The sequence below is a fragment of the Amylolactobacillus amylophilus DSM 20533 = JCM 1125 genome, from assembly GCF_001936335.1.
GTDB lineage: Bacteria > Bacillota > Bacilli > Lactobacillales > Lactobacillaceae > Amylolactobacillus > Amylolactobacillus amylophilus.
Genome location: NZ_CP018888.1, coordinates 306,754 through 329,735 on the forward strand (window position 1 = coordinate 306,754; position 22,982 = coordinate 329,735).

Genomic DNA, 22,982 nt, shown 5'->3' on the forward strand with positions numbered 1-22,982 from the left:
TGCTGTCAAAGCTAGTCTAGTTCTAATTTAGCAGTTTTTTGGACTCGTTTAAACATCTTCTGCAGATCTCGCTTCGAGAAATGAACCAGAATCAGTTTACCCGTCGGGCTCTGGTATGGTGAATCGGCGTTTTGCAAGTCGTCTAATAAGCTCTGACCAGTTTCTAGATTGAAGCGGGTATTCTGCTGCTGGCCGTGCTGCACGGACTGCTGCACCGCAAACAGCACAACTTGCTGTTTAAAATCCGACACATCACTTCGTGGATTGTTGAAGTAGAGATTAAGCGTAGCTCGAGCATATTTCTCTTCAAAGCCCGCCGGTATCCAATTAGGATGGCTCTTCATGATGAGGCTATTCCGGCCAAAATCCTCTAGTACTAAGCCTACTTCTTTAAACAAATCTAGATGGTCTAGTACTTGTTCATATTCTGTGTTGTTTAACTCCAAGATTATGGGGGTCAACAGCACCTGCTGCGTGAGCGTCAGCTCAGTTAATTCTTGTTCCAGCTTGTTATACCGCAGGCGAGCCATTGCCTCCTTGGCGTCTACCAGGTAAAATCCGCTGGTACTGTCCGCAACAATCAGCCCGTTATGTAGCTGACCGATATATGTTAACGCAGGAAAACCGGCTTGTAAAACCTGATCCGTCGAACCATGCGCCACATCTGTCGCTTTGACCAGTGCACCACCAAATGGCAACAATCCTGTCTGAATTTGGACGTTTTGTGCCCAGCTAGGTGAGACTAGCGACTGATCAGGGTCTGATACCGAAATATTGAGCTCGCTGACCTCAAGTTCTCTATGCTCTACCGTAAATCCAGCAGAATTCTCGTGTACCTCAGCACCCGCTTGCTGGTCGTTCTCTTTTGGGGCTGCGATGTCTGCCGCATTGCTTTTGTTCAGGTTAAACACCATTTGGTCGTAGCTCGTCGTATCTGTTGGGTTGGTTAGATTAGTCAGCGCGTCGCCCGAGTTCGAGTTTCGTTCAAGCGCTTTTGCAACCGTATTGATAATCAGTCTGCTAAGGCTTGATTCCTTTGATAAACGAACCTCCTGCTTCGTTGGATGCACATTGACATCGACCAATAATGGATCCAATTTGATATTCAATACGAAAATCGGAAATTTACCTAGGCCAATTTTCGAGCCATATCCTGCCATAATTGCCTTACTCAGCTGAAAATTCTTGATATAACGCCCATTGAGGAGAATAGAAATGTAATTCCGATTCGCCCGCGTAATGTCGGGTGGCGTCATCAGGCCAGTAATGACAAAGTCTGCATCAGAACCGCTAAATTCAATCAGCTGACTGGCTACGATCCGCCCATAGATGTGCGCCATATCCTGGCGCAAGTCGCCACTACCATTTGTGAGTAGCAAATCTTTCTTTTCACTCTTCAGCGAGATCTTGAGCTCGGGATGACTCAGGGCAATCCGATTGACGATATCAATAATCTTCGTCGTCTCCGTCGTCTCCGATTTGAGATACTTCAACCGCGCAGGCGTGTTGTAAAAGAGGTCCCGCACACTAATTCTCGTTCCCTTTTTCGCAGCAGCTGGCTTTTGCGTCAGCTTCCGCCCATCGGCAAAGGTGGCACTAACACCTGCAGCACCACCAGTATTAGTCAGAATAGCCACATGGGCTACGGCACTAATAGATGCGAGTGCCTCACCCCGAAAGCCCAGAGTGCGAATCTTAAATAAGTCCGCCTTTGTACTAATCTTGCTTGTCGCGTGCCGGCGAAAAGCTAAATCCAACTGATTTGGTGCAATACCACTACCATTATCCTCAATCACGATTTCCCGTAGTCCGGCCTCCACAAAGGAGATCTTGATTTGACTACTACCCGCATCAATGGCGTTCTCCAGTAATTCCTTCACCACCGAACTTGGACGTTCGATTACTTCACCAGCAGCAATTTGGTCACTCAATTCAGGTGATAATTCTTTAATTTCTGCCATATTAATCCTCGTTATTCAACTCTTGTTGCCATTGGCTCACTGTATTCATCAATTCAAGTGGCGTCTTGTCAGCCAAGTACAACGACCTAATCGTGCTGATTACGTCCTTCTCTACGTCACTGATTGTATCTTCCGAATCAAACAGAGCTAATTGTTCCGTATTCTTGGTTGACGCGGAATGTTGGTCCTGCTCCAGCTGATGCAACATCGTCGTGGCTTCTGCAAGTACCGGTTGCGGGAGCCCCGCTAGCTTCGCCACATGAATCCCATAAGATTCGTCCGCTGCCCCAGGCAATACTTTATGCAAGAAAATTAATTCGCCATTTTTTTCGGTAGCACCGACATGCACGTTCTTCAAGTGGGTTAGCGTCTGATCGAGCATCGTCAACTCATGATAGTGTGTGGCAAACATTGTCTTAGCATGAATATTATTATGTAAGTACTTAATAATTGCACCGGCGAGTGCCATCCCATCATAAGTGGCCGTCCCCCGACCAATCTCATCGAAGATCACCAGGGACTTTTTAGTAGCATGCATCAAAGCCTGATTTGCCTCGTTCATCTCAACCATGAAGGTACTCTGGCCAGAAATCAGGTCGTCCGCAGCGCCAATTCTGGTAAATATTTGGTCAAAAATCGGCAGCTTGGCCGTTTCGGCGGGAATAAAAGAACCAATCTGGGCCATCACAACAATCAGAGCTAGTTGGCGCATGTACGTGCTCTTACCAGACATGTTCGGTCCAGTAATCAAGAAAATATTGCTACTCTCATCCATTAGCACGTCATTTGGGATATAGTCCCGTTTGGCCAGAACCTGTTCCACCACCGGGTGACGCCCGTTAACAATCTGAATATTCTGGTCTTTTTCATTGATGGTCGGCTTAGTGTACTGATTCTTCTCTGCTAAAACCGCGAAGTCCGCTAGGACATCCAATGTAGCTATCTCTTGACCCAACTTTTGTAGTTGGGGGATGTATTGCTTAATCTGATCGCGCAGCTTGACGAAAAGTTCGTGCTCGAGGTCCGTTGATTTATTCTCTGCCTCGAGAATTAAATGTTCATGCTCCTTCAATTCAGGCGTTATATACCGCTCTGCATTGGTCAAAGTCTGCTTTCTCTGGTAGCGCTCCTCAGGCACATTTGCCTTGTTTGCGTTAGTCACCTCGATGTAGTAACCAAAGACCTTGTTAAAGCCGATTTTGAGCGTATTAATTCCCGTCTGCTCACGTTCCTTTGCTTCAAGCTCCGCCACCCAACGCTTGCCATTTGTCATGACGTCAACGTAACGGTCAAGCTGGTCATTATAACCCGGACGAATTAGTCCGCCATCTGTGGTGGAAACGGGTGGGTCATCGACCAATGCTGTCGTAATCAGCTCTGCCACATTTTGCATTGGGTCAAGTTGTGAAGCAAAGTCTAGCAGCGTCTTGCTCTGGGACTGGCGAAGTGTAGCGAGTATCAAAGGAACCTGCTTCAACGAGCGGGCCAGCTGCAACAATTCACGTCCATTGACGCTGCCAAAAGCAATGCGGCCAGTCAAGCGCTCCAGATCATACACACCGGCAAGTGCATCTAGAACACTCTCCCGCGTGAAGTAATCGTCTAGCAGAGCTTCGACCATCTCTTGGCGTGCCACAACATCCTGTTTCCTAATCAGGGGGCGGTCAATCCACTGTTTAAGGAGGCGTCCACCCATCGCTGTCTTTGTTTGATCCAACAACCAGTACAGCGAACCCGCCTTTTTCTGTGTTTTGTTGGAATTTAGCAACTCCAAATTCTGCTTCACGACGTGACTCATCTGGAGGTAACTACTTGGCTCGTATGTCTTGGCTATTTGGAGGTGAGCGAGGCTCCTCTTCTGGGTAGCCACCAGATAATCGATTAGCTGGCTCGTGCTTAGACGTTCCTCTTCGTTAGTGAGGTTCTGGGTGACAAATGACGTCTCACTTGACGGTTGTTCCGGTTTAAACGGCTTTGAAATGATGATGTTAGCCTTGGCAAAATAATCTTTTTGCTGATCAGTGAGTGCGCCCGACCAAACAACCTCTTTCGTTCTGAGCGACAGTAATTCATTGAATGTGCTGTCAAAGTCCACTAGATGGGTCGTCTCTATCTCACCTGTTGCGAGGTCGGCATACCCCAATCCATAACCCGCGCTGGTCAGTACAACTGAGGTCAGATAATTATTGGTCTTTGCATGATTGGGCCGATCATCAACCATTGTCCCGGGTGTGATCAGTTGAATGACATCCCTTTTGACCATCCCTTCAGCCAGCTTTGGATCCTCCAGTTGCTCGCTAATGGCGACCTTATAGCCTTTCTCAACCAGAGTATCGATGTAGCTTTGGACCGCGTGATGAGGCACACCGGCCATTGGAATTGGATGTTCAACATTCTTGTTTCTGTGCGTGAGTGTCAGTTCAAGAATCTGTGCCCCCTTCACAGCGTCGTCCTCGAAGAGTTCATAGAAATCGCCCACACGATAAAACAAGAAGGCATCAGCATACTGTGCTTTTATTTTCCTGTACTGTTGCATCATTGGTGTATCTGCTTGTGGCATCTTAATCATCTCTCCTAAAAATAATACTTTCTCATCATTATACCGTAAAATCTCCCCCGCAAACGACAAAAAGAGAACAGCATGCTTGACCACTGTTCTCTAGAATTAACATTAGTATTATTCTTAATTTATTTTTTCAAATTATAGCTGTACGTTGCGACAATAATGTTTTCACGGCGCATAAAAGTCTGCTTCAAACGTAAAGCTGTCTGATTATGTAACGCGAAGTGCCAGTTCTTATTTGGGACGAACTGTGGGATCAACACTGTGGTTGAATAGTTACGTTGCGCTGCGTTGCGACTAATCACGTCCACGAAGCGACTGACCGGCTTCACAATAGAGCGGTAAGATGAGTGGATATCGACGAAGCGAATATTCGGGTAATCTTTCGTGAACTCTGATTGAATTTCCTTCTCTTTATCGGGATTCTCGTCCATCGAGACATGCATTGCAATGACGTAGTCACCGATTGACTCTGCATAACTGAGGGCGTTCTTAGTAACCTGAGTGACGCTTGAAACAAGCACAATCACCGTTGAACCGTCAAATTGGTGGTAGGTTGCCTCATTATCCATGAGTCGCAGTTGTTCCGCCACATTTTTGTAATGCTGGTTAATCTTATGGAAGAGGTAGACGAGTGCAGGCATGATAACGAAAAACGGCCAGATTTCGGCTAAGCGATAGGTAAATAGAATTACCAGAATCGCGAAAGAAATCAGCGCACCGACCAGATTGGCAGTTGCACTCCAGACCCAATTCTTTGGCCGCTCGTGCCACCACTTTAATATCATCCCAGTCTGCGATAACGTGAACGGAATGAACACGCCAGCAGCATAGAGCGGAATCAGCCGGGAAACATCGCCACCAAACATGACGATGAGAATACCGGATCCGATCGCCAGTGTAAGAATGCCGTTTGAGTAGCCCAGTCGGTCCCCACGATCCATGTAGTTATGCGGCATGAATTTATCTTTAGCCAAGTTAAAAGCGAGAACGGGAAAGGCGGAGAATCCTGTGTTGGCAGCAACCGTGAGGATGAACGCCGTCGCAAATTGAACCAGGTAGTAGAAGATGTTCTGGCCTCCAAATGTCTTATCGGCAATTTGTGAGAGAACCGTGACCTTCTCCATTGGCACAATGCCGTACCAATAGTTTAGAAAAGAGATACCGGCAAAGAACACGCCCAGAATTGCGGCCATGATGGTCAAAGTCGCCGCAGCGTTTTTTGCACGGGGCTTCTTGAAGAATGGGACGGCGTTGCTAATGGCCTCGACACCGGTTAAGGAGCTTGAGCCACTAGAGAATGCTTTGAAAATCAGTGCGGCAGTCACACCAGGCACGACAGCGCCAATGGGCGCTGCCGCTGTAAATGGAATCTGTCCGGTCAGGATTTTAAATAATCCTGTCCCAATCATGATCAGAATCATGACGATAAAGAAATAGACTGGAATCATCAGGAAGTTCGCAGACTCGCTCATGCCCCGCAAATTGAGAATAGTCAGGATGGTAATAATGACCAAGGAGATGACTACTTGGTGACCATAAAGAGCCGGGATAGCCGCCACAATTGCATTTGAGCCAGCCGACACACTAACTGCAACGGTCAGCATGTAATCAATGAGTAATGAGCCTCCAGCCACGAGTCCTGCACCTTTACCCAGATTATCGCTTGAGACCTTATAGGCCCCACCGCCACCGGGATAAGCATGAATAACCTGTCTGTAAGATAAAGTCAGCGAAAGCAACAAGACAAGCACGAAGGCCGCGATTGGAATAGAGTACCACATTGCTGCAGCCGACAGCGTCACTAGCACAAGAGCAATCTCCTCCGTACCATAGGCCACACTTGATAAAGCGTCTGAACTCAGCATAGCTAATGCTTTGAAGCGAGTGAGTTTCTGTCCACCCTCTTCGTCTGACTTCAACGGTTTACCCAATAGCAATTGTTTGAACTGTCCCATTAATATTTCCTCCAGAAATGAAACATGCATTCTTAGAATAATTAATCAATAAACCACGCAATATTACTCCATCTACATTAAAAAAGCTAGTCTATTTTGTCAGTATTTTAGAAATAAAAAAAAGAAGTAGCAGTGCTACTTCTTAATTATATCTGTTACATCATGCCCATTCCAGGGTTCATACCAGCTTGGGGATCTGCTGGATGTTCTTCAGGAATTTCCGCAACAACAGCTTCAGTGGTCAACAATAATGCTGAAACTGATGCGGCATTTTGCAATGCTGAACGAGTAACCTTGGTTGGGTCAATAATTCCTGCCTCAACCATGTTCTCCCACTTATCTGTGGCAGCGTTGAAACCAAACTCATTCTTCTCGCTCTTCATGCGTTCTACAATAACTGAACCTTCAAGTCCGGCATTCTCAGAAATTTGTCTTACAGGTGCTTCAAGCGCGCGTTTAACGATGTTAATTCCCGTTTGCTCGTCGCCCTCAGCAGTGAGGTCATCAACTGCCTTAATGACGTTAATCAGAGCAACACCACCACCTGCAACGTAGCCTTCTTCAACCGCAGCTCTAGTTGCATTCAAAGCATCTTCAATTCTGTATTTTCTTTCCTTTAATTCCGTTTCTGTAGCAGCACCAACCTTGATAACGGCTACACCACCAGACAGTTTAGCAAGCCGCTCTTGTAGCTTCTCACGGTCAAAGTCTGAAGTCGTGCCTTCAATTTGGTTCTTGATTGTCTCAACACGCTCTGCAATTGCTTCTTTCGTACCAGAACCTTCAACAATCGTTGTGTTGTCCTTAGTAACCGTAACTTTACCAGCCTGGCCGAGTTGCTCAAGCTTAGTATCCTTTAATTCCAGGCCGAAATCATCGGTAATTACCGTACCACCTGTTAATGTAGCGATATCTTGTAGTTGTTCCTTGCGCCGATCGCCAAAGCCCGGTGCCTTAACGGCAACGACATTGAAAGTACCCCGAATCTTGTTTAACACAAGTGTTGGTAGTGCTTCACCCTCAACATCATCAGCAATAATCAACAGTGCCTTACCTTGTTGCACTATTTCTTGCAACATTGGCAAAATGTCTTGAATATTCGTAATCTTTTTGTCGGTGATTAAGATGTAAGGGTTGTCTAAGTCTGCTTCCATCTTGTCATTATCCGTTACCATGTATTGTGAAAGATAACCACGGTCGAATTGCATACCTTCAACCACGTTTAATTCAGTGTCGATTCCCTTTGACTCTTCGATGGTAATAACACCGTCGTTACCAACCTTTTCCATTGCATCCGCAATGAGTTGACCGACTTCTTCACTTGCACTTGAGACAGAAGCAACTTGAGCAATCTGGTCCTTGTTAGCAACTTCGTGGCTAATATTGTGCAATTCAGCGACAGCGGCCTTAGTAGCCTGCTCAATTCCCCGACGGATACCCACAGGATTTGCACCGGCACTGACGTTCTTCATTCCCTCACGAACGATTGCTTGTGCCAAAACCGTCGCGGTGGTCGTACCGTCACCAGCGATGTCATTCGTCTTCGATGCAACTTCAGCAACGAGTTTTGCACCCATGTTCTCGAAATGATCTTCTAGTTCAATCGACTTGGCGATTGTCACACCATCGTTTGTGATGTCGGGTGAACCATATGATTTCTCGAGCACTACGTTTCTACCTTTTGGTCCAAGCGTTGTCTTAACAGTATCTGCCAGCTTATCAACACCACGCAGCATTGCTGCACGAGCATCTTCAGCGAATTTAATATCTTTTGCCATTTGAATCTCCGTCCTTCTTATTATTAGTTCTAAAATTAATTAAGTTAAATATTAATGTGCATGAACATCAGTGATAGTGAGTTTCATACTCACTACTCAACAATAGCGATAATATCTTTTTCGTGTAAAACAAGGTAATCCTCATTATCAAATTTAACCTGACTACCAGAATACTTGTCGTAGTACACGGTGTCGCCAACTTTAACAGTTAATGGTAACTTAGTGCCGTTCTCTGTCACTGATCCATCGCCCACAGCGATAACTTCACCAACTTGAGGCTTCTCTTTCGCATTTGATGCTAGTAGGATTCCTCCAACTGACTCTTCCTTCTCTTCCTGTACTTTGATAATCACGCGATCTGCAATTGGTTTTAACACGTTGATATCCCTCCTATTTCTTTTTTAGCACTCTTAATTAATAAGTGCTAACTACAAAAATTATCTTAACTTTTCCGTCAACCAAATGCAAGTTTTTTGACATTATGAAATTTAAAAAAGTCGCGAAAAGTTTCGCGACTTTAATCTATGATTGAATGATTGACTACTGGTTGTCTTGCTCCAGGAAGTAAATCAACGTCTGTAGTTCAGTTGCCAAGTCAACGTTTTGGACACGCACATTGCTTGGGGTCGAAATTCTAATTGGTGTGAAGTTCATGATGCCTTTAATTCCCGCCTCGATCAACTCATCAGCGGTGGACTGTGCCTGATCTTTTGGGACAGCAAGAATAGCAATTTCAATCTGTTGTTCACTTAACTGCTTCTTCAGATCCTCGGTATGATAGACTGGCACACCGTTCATTATTTTACCAGTTATCTCTGCATTCACATCGAAGGCGGCAGAGATCCGAATGTTATTGGTCCGCTTGAAATTATAATTGAGCAGGGCGTGCCCCATGTTACCCACACCGACCAGCGCAACATTCGTCAGCGTATCCTGATTCAAAATCTTTTTGAAAAAATCAAGGAGTCTCTTGACATCATAGCCATAGCCACGCTTGCCGAGCGCACCAAAATATGAGAAATCTCTCCTGATTGAAGCACTATCAACTTGGACGGCCTCAGATAATTCAGTCGAGGAGACCTTCTCTTTTCCCTCATCGTTCAAGAAGACCAGATACCGATAATATAACGGTAATCTTTTTGCAGTTGCCCTAGGGATTTTAACGTCTTCCATACTACACCTCATTTGTGAACTTTTTCATTAACAATTCTATAATACCTAATTAAGTAGTAAAAGTTCAAGTATTTTTTTCACAAAAGCCAAAAATTTAGTATAATAATTCATTGACTGACTTCAACAACATAATTCACGAACTATGATAGAATGTTCTCTAGGTGATTAAATGATTATTATGCAAGCAAATAACGTCGAACGCAGCTTCGGCGCTACAACATTATTCAAGAATATTAGCTTTGAGATTGACGGGAAAAGTAGGATTGGCCTAGTAGGTCCAAACGGCGTTGGTAAATCAACTTTGATTAAGATTCTCACCGGGCAAGAGGCCCCTACAAGCGGCAATATTGTTAAAAGTAAAAATATCACTTTTGGCTATATTGCACAAGAGAATAACCTCAATCCAGACCAAACCGTTTACGGGGAGATGGCCGAAGTTTTCGCGCCGTTAATCGAGCTGGGGCATGAATTAACCCGGCTTCAACAAGAGCTTGCTACCACAAGCACACCCAATTCGGAAATGCTAGAACAATACGACCAATTACAATTCAATTTCGAGCAACAAGGTGGCTTTACATACCAGGCAGAGATCAAGAGTGTTCTAAATGGCTTCAAATTTGACGAAACAACCTATGACAAGAAAATTAGCGTGCTCTCAGGCGGTGAGAAGACGCGGTTGTCATTTGTGAAGCTCCTACTCAAAAGTCCTGATTTGCTAATCCTAGATGAGCCCACCAACCATTTGGACCTCGACACCCTGGACTGGTTGGAAAGTTTTCTGAAAACGTATAAAGGCGCAATCCTCGCCGTCAGCCATGACCAATACTTCCTGGATGCGGTCGCGACCGATATCCTAGAGTTGCGACACGGTCAACTGAATAAGTTCAAGGGAAACTATACTGCCTATACCAAATTGCGGACGTCATTAGACGATCAACAACAAGAGGCATACGAGCGCCAACAGGCAGAAATCAAGAAACAAGAGGATTTTATTCAGAAGAATATTGTGCGCGCATCGACGACGAAACGGGCACAAAGTCGCCAGAAACAACTGGATAAATTGGAACGAATCGAGCCACCAAAACGCGATCAAAAGGTCCGCATTAACTTCAAAATTGAGCAGCAGACTGGTAAAGAGGTGCTGATTTTCTCTGACGTCTCTGTTGGTTATCCGAACAAAACCATGATTGAGGATGTAAATCTGCAGGTCCGCCAGCAGGATCGCCTCGCAATTATCGGGCCGAACGGAATCGGAAAGTCAACCCTTTTGAAGACAATCGTCAAGGAGCTACCGCTACTGAAGGGAAATATCAAGTACGGTGCCAACCTTAAGATTGGCTACTACGACCAAGAAATCAACCACCTTAACCCAAAGGAGACCGTGCTTGATACAATTTGGAATCGCCACAAGACGATGCCTGAGCGAGAAGTTCGTAGCATCCTAGCTAGTTTCCTATTTGGTCCTGATGACCTCGAGAAGACAGTTGCCCAACTTTCAGGCGGCCAAAGAGCGCGACTCTCGTTAACTGTCCTCTCACTCGAATTCAACAACGTTTTGATTATGGATGAGCCCACCAACCACTTGGACATTGAGGCTAAGGAGGTGCTCGAGAAAGCACTCGAACACTATGAAGGGACAATCGTCTTCGTCTCACATGACCGTTACTTCATTAACCAACTTGCACAGAAAATTTACTCAGTCAACGAAAGACATGGTACTATCTACGATGGCAACTACTCATTCTACCTAGAGAAGAGAAATCAACTTGAGCCAAGTAACAGTAGCGAACAGGATAATGCAACTACTGCTAACGCCAACCAAAGTAAGGTTGATTACCAGCTGCAAAAGAAGAATCAGGCTGAAAAGAGACGTCTGGAGCGGGAAGTGGACCAATTAGAACACCAAATCAGCGAGATTGAGAACAAGATTACGGAGCTACAACTAGAGATGGCACAACCAGAAGTAGCGACTGACTTTGGCAAGTTAGATCCACTCCAAAGGAAGGTTCAAGAACTTGAGCAAGAAAATGAAGCAATATCAGCTAGGTGGGAACAGGCGCTAACGAAACTCGAAACATTTGCTGCCATAAAGTAAAAAATCACAGAAAAATGAGTAACTATTTCAATCGTAAATAGCTACTCCTTTTTATTACTATTCTAATCAAGCATTGATTCTGCATAAGGCAGTTCAAGTGACGGATCAGCGTTCAGCGTTAAATCAGCGAAATCTTGAGCCTTAAACTGGTGATATGCTGCTGCACCAATCATTGCCGCGTTATCACCACAAAGGCGCAGTGGGGGAATAATCACTTTTGGCTGTTGGGGCAACTTACTAATTTTCGTTGCCAGTCTTTCACGTAGTCCCTGGTTCGCCGCTACTCCACCGGCTAAGATAAATGTTTCAGGCTTGTACTCTGCGATTGCACGCAATGTTTTGTGGACCAAAACGTCGATTACACTTGCTTGAAAACTAGCTGCCAGATCATTCTGATCGAGTGTTTCACCTAACTGGTCTGCATGATGGACGGTATTTATAAAAGCGCTCTTTAAGCCACTGAAGGAGAAATCATAATCGTCATCCTCCATCATTGCCCGTGGAAAATGGAATGTGTCGGAGCCCTGATGAGCCATCTCATCAATTGTTTTACCTGCAGGATACTTAATCCCAAGCACGCGACCTATCTTGTCGTACGCCTCTCCTGCCGCGTCATCTCTAGTATCACCGATGATTTCGTAACTATTCTCATCGGTTAGATAGACCAATTCGGTATGACCGCCAGAGACTACCAGAGCCAATGCCGGGTAAACCACTTCATTGTCCAGATTAGCTGCGTTGATATGACCAGCAATATGGTCGACACCAATTAGTGGCTTTTGCTCGACCAACGCCACCGACTTGGCGGCCGCAACTCCGACTAGAAGTGCGCCTACGAGTCCCGGACCCTTGGTCACAGCTACTGCATCGAGATCGTCGTAGTCCACTTGTGCCTCGGCCATGGCCTCAGTCATCACCTGGTTGATTACCTCGATGTGGTGGCGGCTCGCAATTTCTGGCACGACGCCACCGAAACGCCGGTGGCTTTTTATTTGCGTGGCAATCACATTCGAGAGAATCTCATGCCCATTCTTGACGACAGACACGCTCGTCTCGTCACAACTAGTCTCAAATGCCAAAATTAGATTATCTTTCGTCACTTAAATCCGTCTCCTTTCAAGTCTAACACCATGTTTAAACCGTCGACTTTTTCAGTGTAATAGTAGTTTTTCCTGACAATATTGGGTTTAAAGCCCAACTTCTTATATGCCGTTTGGGCCACCAAGTTGTCCATCCGCACTTCTAGGGTAATCACAGTACAATTATTTCTTCTACCGTAATCAATCATCATTGAAACTAGAAAGCTCCCAATCTTTCTGTGCTGGTATTCTGGGCTAATTGCAATATTCGTAATGTGTCCCTCCTGCTCAGAGAAGCGAGCACCAATAAAACCCACCAGCTGTGAACCATCATACACGACAAGATAGAGTGAGTTATGATGTTTCTTTAACTCATTTCTAAATGAAAAGCGGTCCCACGGTGTGCGTCCGCGGTAGACACGTCGTTCAAGATTCAACAGGTCCTCAAGGTGACTATCATTAGCCTTCATAAACTGGAGTGAGAGGTGTGAAATTACTTTCACAAAAGGTTCAAATGAGAGGTCAAACTGTGGTACAGGTTTAAAAAAATCACTAAACTTCTTCAACATACTTACTATCGTCTTTCAAGCTCTTCGCACCGGTCCTATTCTCCCACTCAACCTCAGCCTGGGTTTTTCGCAAATAACGAGGCAAGAGCTCTGCAGGACTAACTGGTGTACTAAATTCCGCTATCCAGCCAATCTGCCCGGCATGAACCAAATTTTCCTGGTCTGTCCCGAAATGAAGCTCGACATCAGTAGAAAGAAGTTGGTCCTTGATTTTAGCTGCATGTTCTGGCGTGAAGTCACCGACGAAGTTCACCCGTGTAAAGTTATATTGCCGGAGCATTTCCTGCACAAGCTCTAATAGGTGCTCCAGGGCCACATGAGCGTCTGAAAGCACCACCGCTGGACCTGAACTCTTGCTAGCAGAGTCCAGCCGATATGCTCCCGCGAAGAAATTATCATTGCGCGCGTCTAGTAGTGCGACCGTTAGCTCAGCTTTGGTTCCAGCAGGCGTCATATTCGCTGCTAGTGCCGCCAAAGTGGAGACACCAACTAGCTTCACGCCCAGCCGCTCTCCCATCACCTTCGCGGTGGTAATACCTATTCTCAGGCCGGTATACGATCCTGGACCCGCGGCAACAGCGATTTGTTCAATCTCGGTCAACTTGAGGTTTGACTGAGCAAGCACCGCCTCAATGGTAGGAATAATATTCACACTATGATTTCTTTGATCAACGATATTGCGCTCTGCTAACGTTTCAATGCCATTATTCACGGCAACGCTCAGATTTTCCGTTGCAGTCGATATACTTAAAGTCTTCAATTTGTATCCTCTGAATCTTGTCTTAATTCACTTTATCTCGTTAAAATTTCTGGTTAAAAAATACTATTATTTAATCTTAACACGTTCTGTCGCTTTTAGAACAATCCAGGTGATTACCATCTGAATCCAAGGAACAATCAGTTCCTTTGGAATTCTTTGGAGGAGCGCGCCACGAAAGTCGAGCTTGTACATAACGGTCAGCCAATATGTGTTGAGCAGGACGTTCACAATAATCGTGACTAATAAAACAGCGCTTATCACCTTCCAAACCACGAGTTTTTGCTCGTAGAAGAAGAGACCGTAGATGATCCCCCCAACAACTGCGGAGATGGTGAAGCCAAAGAACATTCCTCCGCCAACCCCGAATAATGCAGCAGAAAGCACATCAGCTACGCCTGCGCCAATGCCACCCCAAAAAGGGCCAAAATACTTTCCAAGCAGCACCGTTGCGATAAAGCCCAACCCAACTTTGGTGACCGATGTCCCAAATGAAATTTTCTGCAAAATCATACTAATGGCCACAATTAAGCCCAGCACAATCAACTCTCTAAGTTCTAATTTTCTAAATACATTTCTCATTGTCATGGAGTCGCCCTCCGTTCACTTAATCTGCATCATTAACATAAATACAACCGTTTAAATATAACACATTCTTGTCTTAAACCCACATATTTACTATGATATGTTATTGAAAAGAGGTTAACGACGATGAAAAATATTCTCGTTCTACACACCGGTGGCACAATCTCCATGTCAGAAAATGATGCTGGTGAAATCATGCCAAATGAGAGAAATCCCCTCAACCAATTCCAATTAGCTACGGATGTCCCATTGAAACTCACAACTGAAGAAATCTTCAACCTGTCCTCGCCACAAATTACACCGAATGAGATGTTACAAATTCAGCTAAATAAGTTTGTCAGCAATGCCGTATCTTAATGGCGTTTTTTATTTTTTCCAGGTGAAAATCGCCTCGGCTGCCTTACCTGTTCCGTTTTGAATGAGGTGGTATGATTTAAGTTCCTCCTGCTCCTCGACCTTGACCAATGACCTCGGAGAGTCGCCGTAGCGAATCTCCTGGTCAAACTTGATGTCAATGCACTTAATTTGAGCATGCAATACCAAATCCTGTGGGAGCACATCAATCATCCACTCAAAATAATGTGAGTTGTTGACGTGACGGTTCGCGTCAATATCGTAATAACGTACCCGATATTCGACCCCGGAATCATCAAACTTAGGTAACCTAATTCTTGGCAATCGCGGTCCCCGCTTAACCTCTGGTACCGCCATTTTTGCACCAAATTCCGACGTATTCTCGTGAATCTCTCGCTTCAACAGATCTAGCACAATCCACGTACTGGAGACCGTAATCAGGGATTCCCCCTCCTGGGTCTTCACCCAGAAATCTCTGTAACAAAAAAACCGGTTGTAACCGGTCGGTTGCGTGCCAAGAATTATTTCCTCATCCAGTTGTGGTAATCTTTTTATCTCCATGTGATACTGCGTCACGACCCAGCCGAGGTTCTCCCTAGCAAGATTGTTTGTTCCCACCCCCATTGTATCGAGCTGATAGCTTGATACCTTCAAGAGTAGGTCAATTAGGACGGATAATTTAATCTGGTTCAATGCATCAACATCGAAGTAAGATAATTTAGCAGTTTGTTCAAATTTTTCCATGCTCCTAGTTTTACTCCCTTGGTTGATTGTGATAATAATCGTACAATTCTTTCTTACTTAAATGGGCATGCCGTGCGACTTGGCCAATCGCATCCTTCTTACTCTGCCCATCTTCAACTAGTTGGTCAACTACCACCGCCAACTCGGCTAACGTCGCTGTCGGTTTCTCTGACTCAACATAGCCACCCATTAGAACAACCATTTCACCGCGTGGTTCCACCGTCTCGAAGTGCTCTATTAGCTCAGCTACAGTACCACGGAGGTATTCCTCGTGTAACTTTGTCAGCTCGCGGGCGACCACCACTTGGCGGTTTAGACCCACGGTTTCGCCCAAATTAGCGAGTGTCGCTCTAATCCGGTGCGGGGCCTCATAGAAGATTGCCGTCTCTTTTTGTCTGCTGATTTCGGTTAAAAAGTCCGTTTGCTGTTTCTTCTTACGCGGTAAGAAGCCGTAATACGTGAACGGTTGAGCCGTCAAGCCAGAAGCAATCAGAGCGGTGGTGAAAGCCGCCGGTCCGGGCAAACTGACCACCGCAATATTTGCGGCAATCGCAGACTGCACCAGTTCATATCCCGGATCACTAATCACAGGCATTCCCGCATCGCTGACTTGTGCGAGCGAATGTCCAGCCAGAATTTGCGTAACTAATTCTGGCGCCTTCTCCTTAGCATTAAACTCGTGAAAACTGACTAGTTTACCACTGGTCTCAATTCCTAGGAGCCCCAGAAGTTTACCCGTCGTCCGCGTGTCTTCTGCGGCGATTAAATCCACATTTTCTAATGTTTCTTTTGCGCGCAGCGTCATGTCCTTCAAGTTACCGATTGGCGTCGGCACCAAATAAAGCTTGCCTGCTTCGTCATTAAAACTACTTTGAATTTGCATTATTCTTCTTTCCCGCACCACGCTGATGATCGAAAATATCTAGGCAAAAAATACAGTCTTCGTTCTCCACTCTATGAGAGCCGTAATACATATTACAAATATGGTAGCCAGACTGGTAAATCTCTTTCAGTCCGGACATCCCATCCTGAGTCTTCTCTTGGTGTTTCTCCGGAATATTGTTGAACTTCTCCCGTAAGAGCTTATTCTCGATCTTTAACTCAGTATTCTCTCGCAGGGCCTCTAGCAGGTCGTTTTGTAGGCCTTCGACTGTCGTAATCATCGTGTGTAAATTATTTAATACCTGATCAAGTTGTGTGTATGGATCTGTCAATTTGTTCACCTTTAGAATTCTATGTTCAAAATTAGATACTGCAGACAACTACTAAAGCTCACATTAGCAGCAATCATCTTGTTCACATGAAGTAGCTCACTCAACAACTCTTGATTTTGCTTGATGTTCGTGAGCGTCAGCATTTCTCTATCGGCTTGTTGCAGCAGATAATCGAGTATAAATTGCTGCAACTCCTTTTGCTTAGCTGAATCTGCAAGGGTTTTGGCCGTCAGAATCGCCAATGGATTATTCTCCATTAATTCAGTATAAAAACGCTCAGCTAAAGGCGCCAACTCAGCTTGATCATCCTGCAGCTTATCTTGTTCTGCCTCGTTCTTGAATTCATCCGTCACGTTAACTATTTGAACCCGTGACTTAATCGTGGGCAGAATCTGATTAACATTCGTGGTGGTTAAGATTGTCAGCACGGGTGCTACAGGTTCCTCCAGCACATTTAGTAGTGCATTTGCTGCCGACATCGTTAATTTTTGTGCATCAGAGATGATAAAGAAGCGGCGATCGCCCTCCGTGGGACTTTTCGCAAGTTCAATCTTTAATGGCCGCACAGTGTCGATCCCGATACTCTGCTTCTCAGTTTCGGTCACCAAAAAGACGTCTGGATGGTTCAGTTCACTCACCCGCCGGCAATTGGCGCAAGTACCGTCCGGTCGCAAATCTTCGTCTGGGTGCTCACACAGAAATAAACAACTCAGCCAAATAGCTGCTGCAGTTGTTGTCTTTTCGTCACTCCCCAAGAAAAGGTAGGCGTGACTCACAGCATCTTCTTTATATGCTTGTAAAAATTCCTGCTTAAACTTAGCAGGAATGTTGGTAAAACTACCTTCATTTATCATTGTGCTTAATACTGTTCGAATTGGTCAACTGGCAAGACAAACACCGTTGCACCGCCAACCTGAACCTCAATTGGGTAAGACATTGTGGCGTCGCCACCCATGTCCATATTAACTGGCGGTGTCATAAACTGCTGTCTTGCATGCGAGATTTTTTTGATGATGTCCAGCACTTCATAGACCCGCTTATCCTCAATACCGATGATAAAAGTGGTATTCCCGGCCTTTAAGAAACCACCAGTGGTCGATAGTTTAGTTGCCCGAATATCGTTTTCGATAAACTCACTGCTCAATAGGTTGCTGTCTTTGTCCTGTACGATTGCGAGAATTAATTTCATTTGTGTTCTCCTTCACGAAAAATTTGTGGTATTCTCTCTCTTATTATTTTAACACTATCGCTGATTACTTTTGCTAACTCCTGATTAGCATTCACCGCAATTATTCTGGTGGGGTTAGCTTTGATTAGCTCATGATAAGCAGTAGTCACGCGTTCATGAAACTCTACCTGTTCTTGTTCCAAGCGATCTTCCGTCCCAGAGCGACTGTTTGAGATGCGTTGTAAGCCAATCTGCGAATCCACATCGAGGTAGATAGTCAGATCGGGCTGCAGATTGTCAGTTGCAAAGCTATTAATCATCGCCACTGGCGCAATCCCAATCTGGCGCCCGCCACCCTGATAGGCCAGCGAACTGTCCACAAAACGATCAGAAATCAATATCTCACCGCGTTCTAGCGCCGGTTTAATCACCTCAACCACATGTTGTCTTCTGGCCGCCGCAAAGAGCAGCGCCTCAGTCTTAACATCCATTTCTTTATTGTTTGGATCTAATATAATTTGGCGAATTTTTTCGGCAATCTGGGATCCTCCGGGCTCCCGGGTAACTACTGGCTTAGTAATCGTGTTGCCTGCAAGTTGTGCTAGTACACCATTCAGCGTGCTAGTTTTGCCCGAACCATCGGGCCCTTCGAAAGAAATAAATGTCCCTGTCATTTTACGCCTCCATAGGTAAAATTGTACTTGAAATCGTAGTCAACTTAAAGTCAATTCCAAAATAAAAAGCCCAAAACAATTGGACTTAATGTGAAATAACATTGTTCAATCCCTTCGAACTAGTCTGGCGCAATCGGGCTTCTTTAAACAGGAAATTATATTTAGCTTTCAATATCTTAAGAGCCACGATATTCTCGGGCGAATCATCTAGACTGGTTTCTGACAACGTCTTCGTCAATGCAAGCTGTTGTTGCAGATTGGCAATTGAAGTCATTAACTGACTGTCAGCCTGTTCCCTTAAATTATGCTTGCCCATTACAATTCAGTCCTTCCCGTTACTGCTCGTTTTAGCGTGAGGGAATCAGCATATTCAATATCAGAGCCGACTGCTAGACCACTAGCTAGTCGCGTTACCTTGATTCCAGCAGGTTTAATCAGTCGACTGATATACATGGTTGTTGCCTCACCCTCTGGTGTAGAATTCAGTGCGATGATCACCTCATTGACGTCGCTCTCTTGTAGTCGCGTAATCAGTGATTTGATGTTGATGTCTTCAACTGAGACACCGTCCATCGGTGACAGAACACCGTTCAGCACGTGATAGAGGCCATTGTATTCGCCCATCTCTTCAAAGGCCATGATGTCTTTTGGTTGTTCAACTACCAGAATCTGATTTTGGTTACGACTTGCATCCCGACAGATGGCACATGGATCAGTCTCAGTGATGTTGCCGCAGATTGAACAAAAGCGCAGTTTTTGCTGCAAATCAGCCAAACTCTTGGCGAAATCCTGGACTGCACTCTCGGGCATGCCTAAAGTATAAAAGGCAAGTCTAGTTGCCGTCTTTTCTCCGATACCAGGTAGCTTCATATAACTTTCAATTACCTTGGCAATTGGTAATGGATATTGCATTATCTCACCTTTTTACATTAATCCTTTAGAGTATTTCCCCATCTTTTGGGTCGTTGTTTCGTTAATTTGGCTAAGCCCATGATTGACCGCGTCCACAATCAAATCTTGGAGCATGTCCGGATCATCTGGATCGATTACTTCAGGCTTAAGCGCAATCTTCTTTAGGGTACTATCTCCCATGAAAGTCGCAACAACTAAGTCGTTTGCCGCATGACCGATAAATTCAGTCTCGTTGATTTCCTTCTTAGTTTGTTCCATTTCTTTTTGCATCTGTTGTGCTTGTTTCATCAATTTCTGCATATTAGGCATTCCACCACGCATCGTTTACTTCTCCTTTATCTCAGTAAATTAATCTTTAACATCAATCATGTCGTCGCCAAAAAGCTGACGCGCCTGTTCAATTATATCATTCTTTACTACATCTTTTGACTGGCTATTATCGGCCTCATCTGCCTGCGCAGCAGTCTCAGTTTCGTCCACCTCTTGGCGGTTAGTTAATTCTGCCTTATGAGTCTTCAGATAGTCAGCACGCAAAATCGGCCATTCATTCTTCGGCACGAGGACAATCTCGGTATTGGCATGCGTTAAACTTGTTAAGCCATCATTCAATTGCTTCATTAGCTCACTATCACTAGTTGCACGTTCAAACCAAAGTTGGTAGTCAAATGCCACAACACAGGCATCAGGGCCAGCCGCAACGGGCTTTGAAACCTTCATCATCGCTCTTTGCGAAACTTCCAGCTTACTGATTAAATCTGGCCAAACATCCTTCACTCGACTGAGGTCATCTTTAGTGGCGTGTTTCAGCACATGGTATACACTCGCACGGTACTTTGTCTTCAAGTTGGTACTTGCTACGGTTGATTTGACGGAAGCACCAGTAGTAGTGGCAGATTTCATTCTCGGAACGACCCCGGTCTTTTGCAGTGCACCCAATTGTTGACTAAGGTGTTGGACCTGCTTTTGTAACTCCTGCATTTCCTCGCTAGTATCTGTTTGTCGACCACTTTGCTGCTCGTCACCAGCAGGGTGGAAACTAGTCACCTTCACACAGAAAATATCTAGTGGCACGTTTTGTTGTGTGGTAAATCTCAAATCGTTGAGCGCTTCGTTAGCAGTATCGATGAGATAAAGAATCGCGCGATTATCCAGACTCTCTACAGTCTCACTTAATTCATTAGTTAAGAACGCTGAACTTTTTGTCTTGGTCTTTTGACTAATTAATACCTGGGTAGCAAGTTCTACGAGTTCATTTAAAATATTTTGCGGGTTGATACCCGCTGCTAGTAATTCCTTATTCAGGGCTAGTGCCGCGCCGGTCTCTTGTTGTGTAAGCAAGAGAAATAATTCTTCGATTTTTTCTTGGTTTGCAAAACCGGTAATTTCTAGCGCATCGGCGTATGTGACGCCATCCTTCTCAAACGAAATAATCTGGTCAAGAATACTTAACGCATCGCGCATTCCACCGTCTGCAACCTGTGCAATGACTTGTAAAGCTTTATCTTCATAACTAATTTCTTCGGCAACTAGGATCTGCTTAAGACGCGCAATAATCGCATCAAGTGCAATTCTTTTGAAAGTGTACTTCTGTGTCCGTGAGATAATAGTCGCCGGCACCTTCTGCAATTCGGTCGTTGCCAGAATGAAGATGACATGCTCAGGGGGCTCTTCTAACGTCTTTAAAAGTGCGTTGAATGCGCCCATCGAAAGCATATGTACCTCATCAATGATATAGACTTTGTACTTGCCCTCGGTCGGAGCATACTTCACCTTATCCCGGATGTCTCTTATCTCATCGACACCGTTATTCGAAGCAGCATCAATCTCAATCAAATCACTCATCCGATTCTCATCAGCTGCCAGACAGTTGGCACATTCATTACAAGGTTCACCGTCTTTAATATTCAAACAATTAACTGTTTTAGCGAGGATCTTTGCACAGCTAGTTTTACCAGTCCCGCGCGGACCGGCAAATAGGAATGCGTGACTGATTTTATTGATACGAATTGAGTTTCTAAGCGTGCTTGTAATTGATTCCTGACCAATTACATCCGCAAACGTTCTGGGACGCCACTTTCGATAGAGAGCCTGATATGCCATCTGATAACCTCTTATTAAAAAACTCTTAGCCTAAAAGACTAAGAGTGTTGTTGTTCAATTTAAGGGCACATACCGCAACCTGCTTAGTGCTGCTTTCTTCCGAATCTGACACGATTCACAAGAGCAATATTGCCCTTGCCTTTCGGCACTAACTATCATACCTTAAACGCCAATTATTTTCCACCTATTTGCAAACTACTTTTGTTTTTTTCGTGCACGAATCGCGCGGAAAAAGTTCTGGAGTAGCATTGCAGATTTCTGCTCGTACAGACCCGGATAAACCACGGGATGGTGATTGAACTGTGGCACTTTGAATAAGTCGACCACGCTACCGGCTGCACCAGCCTTACGGTCGTGTGCTGCGTAGAACACATTCTCGATGCGACTATTGATAATCGCACCCGAACACATGGGGCAAGGTTCGAGTGTCACAAAGATGGAGCAGTGCTCTAACCGCCACGTCGAAAGGTTCTGACATGCCTCGGATATTGCCAGCATCTCCGCATGTTTAAGTGCATTTTGGTCCAACTCCCGCCTGTTATAGCCGTGCCCAATAACTGCGCCATTAGAATCAACTACCACGGCGCCAATAGGGACCTCATCCTGTTTTTGCGCCAATTCCGCCTGTTCGAAGGCCAACTTCATGTAATTTTCTTTAGCACTCTTTGTAAAAATCACTGTTTAACACTCCGCAAAATATAGTAGCCCTTGTCACGCGCCAAGATATCGCAGTTCCCAAAAGTCGCGGTTAACAGCTTCCTTGCAGATGGGGCCCCCTGTTTCTTCTGCAGGACCGTTACGATTTGGCCCCCCGATAACAAATGATCCAGCGCCTGTTCGTGAATTTGGTTAACCACTTTCTTACCCGCACGAATTGGTGGATTGGTCACAATTAGCGCGTACCGTTCAGTAACGGTTTCATAAATATCTGATGTAAAAATATTAACGTTAGTTATTGCATTGAATTCCGCATTGGTGCGTGCCAGCTCAAGCGCACGCTCATTGACATCAACCAAATCGAGCGCTCTTTCAGGATACTTCTTTGCGAGCATTAAGCCCATTGGCCCATAGCCTGTTCCGAGATCCAGAATCTTACCAGGAACAAGATCTAGTTCCATCACCTGCTTCATCAGCGCAACGCTCCCGTAGTCAATCCGGCTTTTGGAGAAAACACCGGCGTCAGTTTTGAGGTGGAGGTTCAAGTCGGCCAGGTTAAATTCTATCTCATGGATGTCATGTTCAGCATGTGGTTCCTGTGCAAAATATTGTTCAGCCATTTTACTCTCTTTTCAAATTTA

At 45.0% G+C, this 22,982-nt stretch carries 24 protein-coding genes and 1 other RNA gene; 2 read left to right on the forward strand and 23 right to left on the reverse strand.

Annotated elements, in window-relative coordinates; translation table 11 throughout:
• Positions 1–11 precede the first annotated feature (11 nt).
• The 6 genes from mutL to LA20533_RS01735 all read right to left on the reverse strand — a co-directional run bounded on the left by mutL (position 12) and on the right by LA20533_RS01735 (position 9,433).
• A complete protein-coding gene (gene mutL / locus LA20533_RS01710) occupies positions 12–1,961 on the reverse strand; it encodes a DNA mismatch repair endonuclease MutL (protein ID WP_056946472.1) in 1,950 nt (649 codons plus the stop codon).
• Between the two features lies 1 nt (position 1,962).
• Entirely contained in the window at positions 1,963–4,521 is a 2,559-nt protein-coding gene (gene mutS / locus LA20533_RS01715) for a DNA mismatch repair protein MutS (protein ID WP_056946474.1), read from the reverse strand.
• 128 nt (positions 4,522–4,649) lie between these two features.
• On the reverse strand, positions 4,650–6,482 hold the full coding sequence (locus LA20533_RS01720; protein WP_056946476.1) for an APC family permease: 1,833 nt from the start codon (positions 6,480–6,482) through the stop codon (positions 4,650–4,652).
• A gap of 155 nt (positions 6,483–6,637) precedes the next feature.
• On the reverse strand, positions 6,638–8,260 hold the full coding sequence (groL, locus tag LA20533_RS01725) for a chaperonin GroEL (RefSeq protein WP_054745532.1): 1,623 nt from the start codon (positions 8,258–8,260) through the stop codon (positions 6,638–6,640).
• A gap of 92 nt (positions 8,261–8,352) precedes the next feature.
• The gene (gene groES, locus LA20533_RS01730; protein ID WP_054745530.1) at positions 8,353–8,637 is read right to left on the reverse strand and encodes a co-chaperone GroES; all 285 of its coding nucleotides are present in this window, start codon (positions 8,635–8,637) and stop codon (positions 8,353–8,355) included.
• Positions 8,638–8,800: 163 nt separating this feature from the next.
• The gene (locus LA20533_RS01735; RefSeq protein WP_056946478.1) at positions 8,801–9,433 is read right to left on the reverse strand and encodes a redox-sensing transcriptional repressor Rex; all 633 of its coding nucleotides are present in this window, start codon (positions 9,431–9,433) and stop codon (positions 8,801–8,803) included.
• 169 nt (positions 9,434–9,602) lie between these two features.
• Between LA20533_RS01735 and LA20533_RS01740 the strand changes: the two genes are divergently transcribed.
• Positions 9,603–11,528, forward strand: a complete 1,926-nt coding sequence (locus LA20533_RS01740) for an ABC-F family ATP-binding cassette domain-containing protein (protein ID WP_054745528.1) — start codon at positions 9,603–9,605, stop codon at positions 11,526–11,528.
• 62 nt (positions 11,529–11,590) lie between these two features.
• Here LA20533_RS01740 and tsaD read toward each other — a convergent pair whose 3' ends face one another.
• The 4 genes from tsaD to LA20533_RS01760 all read right to left on the reverse strand — a co-directional run bounded on the left by tsaD (position 11,591) and on the right by LA20533_RS01760 (position 14,521).
• A complete protein-coding gene (gene tsaD / locus LA20533_RS01745; RefSeq protein WP_056946480.1) occupies positions 11,591–12,628 on the reverse strand; it encodes a tRNA (adenosine(37)-N6)-threonylcarbamoyltransferase complex transferase subunit TsaD in 1,038 nt (345 codons plus the stop codon).
• The gene (gene rimI, locus LA20533_RS01750; RefSeq protein WP_056946482.1) at positions 12,625–13,176 is read right to left on the reverse strand and encodes a ribosomal protein S18-alanine N-acetyltransferase; all 552 of its coding nucleotides are present in this window, start codon (positions 13,174–13,176) and stop codon (positions 12,625–12,627) included. The genes tsaD and rimI overlap by 4 nt, the downstream gene beginning before the upstream one ends.
• Entirely contained in the window at positions 13,160–13,936 is a 777-nt protein-coding gene (tsaB, locus tag LA20533_RS01755) for a tRNA (adenosine(37)-N6)-threonylcarbamoyltransferase complex dimerization subunit type 1 TsaB (protein ID WP_056946484.1), read from the reverse strand. The genes rimI and tsaB overlap by 17 nt, the downstream gene beginning before the upstream one ends.
• Before the next feature lie 66 nt (positions 13,937–14,002).
• Positions 14,003–14,521, reverse strand: coding sequence for a folate family ECF transporter S component (locus LA20533_RS01760; protein WP_054745522.1), 519 nt, complete (start codon positions 14,519–14,521; stop codon positions 14,003–14,005).
• A 123-nt stretch (positions 14,522–14,644) separates the two neighbouring features.
• On the opposite strand from LA20533_RS01760, the gene LA20533_RS01765 reads away from it, so the two are divergent.
• Entirely contained in the window at positions 14,645–14,875 is a 231-nt protein-coding gene (locus LA20533_RS01765; protein WP_054745520.1) for an asparaginase domain-containing protein, read from the forward strand.
• A gap of 9 nt (positions 14,876–14,884) precedes the next feature.
• Here LA20533_RS01765 and LA20533_RS01770 read toward each other — a convergent pair whose 3' ends face one another.
• The 13 genes from LA20533_RS01770 to LA20533_RS01830 form a co-directional block, all read right to left on the reverse strand.
• Positions 14,885–15,616: an acyl-[acyl-carrier-protein] thioesterase gene (locus LA20533_RS01770; RefSeq protein ID WP_056946486.1), complete on the reverse strand. Its 732-nt coding sequence runs from the start codon at positions 15,614–15,616 to the stop codon at positions 14,885–14,887.
• A 10-nt stretch (positions 15,617–15,626) separates the two neighbouring features.
• Positions 15,627–16,499, reverse strand: a complete 873-nt coding sequence (gene rsmI, locus LA20533_RS01775; RefSeq protein WP_054745514.1) for a 16S rRNA (cytidine(1402)-2'-O)-methyltransferase — start codon at positions 16,497–16,499, stop codon at positions 15,627–15,629.
• The gene (locus LA20533_RS01780; protein WP_141322585.1) at positions 16,483–16,830 is read right to left on the reverse strand and encodes an initiation control protein YabA; all 348 of its coding nucleotides are present in this window, start codon (positions 16,828–16,830) and stop codon (positions 16,483–16,485) included. Before LA20533_RS01780 ends, rsmI begins: the two co-directional genes overlap by 17 nt.
• A gap of 11 nt (positions 16,831–16,841) precedes the next feature.
• The gene (locus LA20533_RS01785; protein WP_054745511.1) at positions 16,842–17,684 is read right to left on the reverse strand and encodes a DNA polymerase III subunit; all 843 of its coding nucleotides are present in this window, start codon (positions 17,682–17,684) and stop codon (positions 16,842–16,844) included.
• A 5-nt stretch (positions 17,685–17,689) separates the two neighbouring features.
• A complete protein-coding gene (locus tag LA20533_RS01790) occupies positions 17,690–18,019 on the reverse strand; it encodes a cyclic-di-AMP receptor (RefSeq protein ID WP_056946487.1) in 330 nt (109 codons plus the stop codon).
• Positions 18,016–18,672 (reverse strand): dTMP kinase, encoded by a 657-nt coding sequence (tmk, locus tag LA20533_RS01795; protein ID WP_056946489.1) that lies wholly within the window; start codon positions 18,670–18,672, stop codon positions 18,016–18,018. The genes LA20533_RS01790 and tmk overlap by 4 nt, the downstream gene beginning before the upstream one ends.
• 85 nt (positions 18,673–18,757) lie before the next feature.
• Positions 18,758–18,988, reverse strand: a complete 231-nt coding sequence (locus tag LA20533_RS01800) for a YaaL family protein (protein WP_054745510.1) — start codon at positions 18,986–18,988, stop codon at positions 18,758–18,760.
• Entirely contained in the window at positions 18,988–19,584 is a 597-nt protein-coding gene (gene recR / locus LA20533_RS01805; protein WP_056946490.1) for a recombination mediator RecR, read from the reverse strand. Before recR ends, LA20533_RS01800 begins: the two co-directional genes overlap by 1 nt.
• 12 nt (positions 19,585–19,596) lie before the next feature.
• Positions 19,597–19,905 (reverse strand): YbaB/EbfC family nucleoid-associated protein, encoded by a 309-nt coding sequence (locus LA20533_RS01810; RefSeq protein WP_054745508.1) that lies wholly within the window; start codon positions 19,903–19,905, stop codon positions 19,597–19,599.
• A 27-nt stretch (positions 19,906–19,932) separates the two neighbouring features.
• Complete coding sequence (gene dnaX / locus LA20533_RS01815; RefSeq protein ID WP_056946492.1) at positions 19,933–21,684, reverse strand: DNA polymerase III subunit gamma/tau; 1,752 nt, start codon at positions 21,682–21,684, stop codon at positions 19,933–19,935.
• A gap of 54 nt (positions 21,685–21,738) precedes the next feature.
• An RNA gene (gene ffs, locus LA20533_RS01820) (signal recognition particle sRNA small type) lies at positions 21,739–21,825 on the reverse strand.
• A gap of 54 nt (positions 21,826–21,879) precedes the next feature.
• Positions 21,880–22,359 (reverse strand): nucleoside deaminase, encoded by a 480-nt coding sequence (locus tag LA20533_RS01825; RefSeq protein WP_056946791.1) that lies wholly within the window; start codon positions 22,357–22,359, stop codon positions 21,880–21,882.
• Positions 22,359–22,961 (reverse strand): class I SAM-dependent methyltransferase, encoded by a 603-nt coding sequence (locus LA20533_RS01830; RefSeq protein ID WP_056946495.1) that lies wholly within the window; start codon positions 22,959–22,961, stop codon positions 22,359–22,361. The genes LA20533_RS01825 and LA20533_RS01830 overlap by 1 nt, the downstream gene beginning before the upstream one ends.
• Positions 22,962–22,982 lie beyond the last annotated feature (21 nt).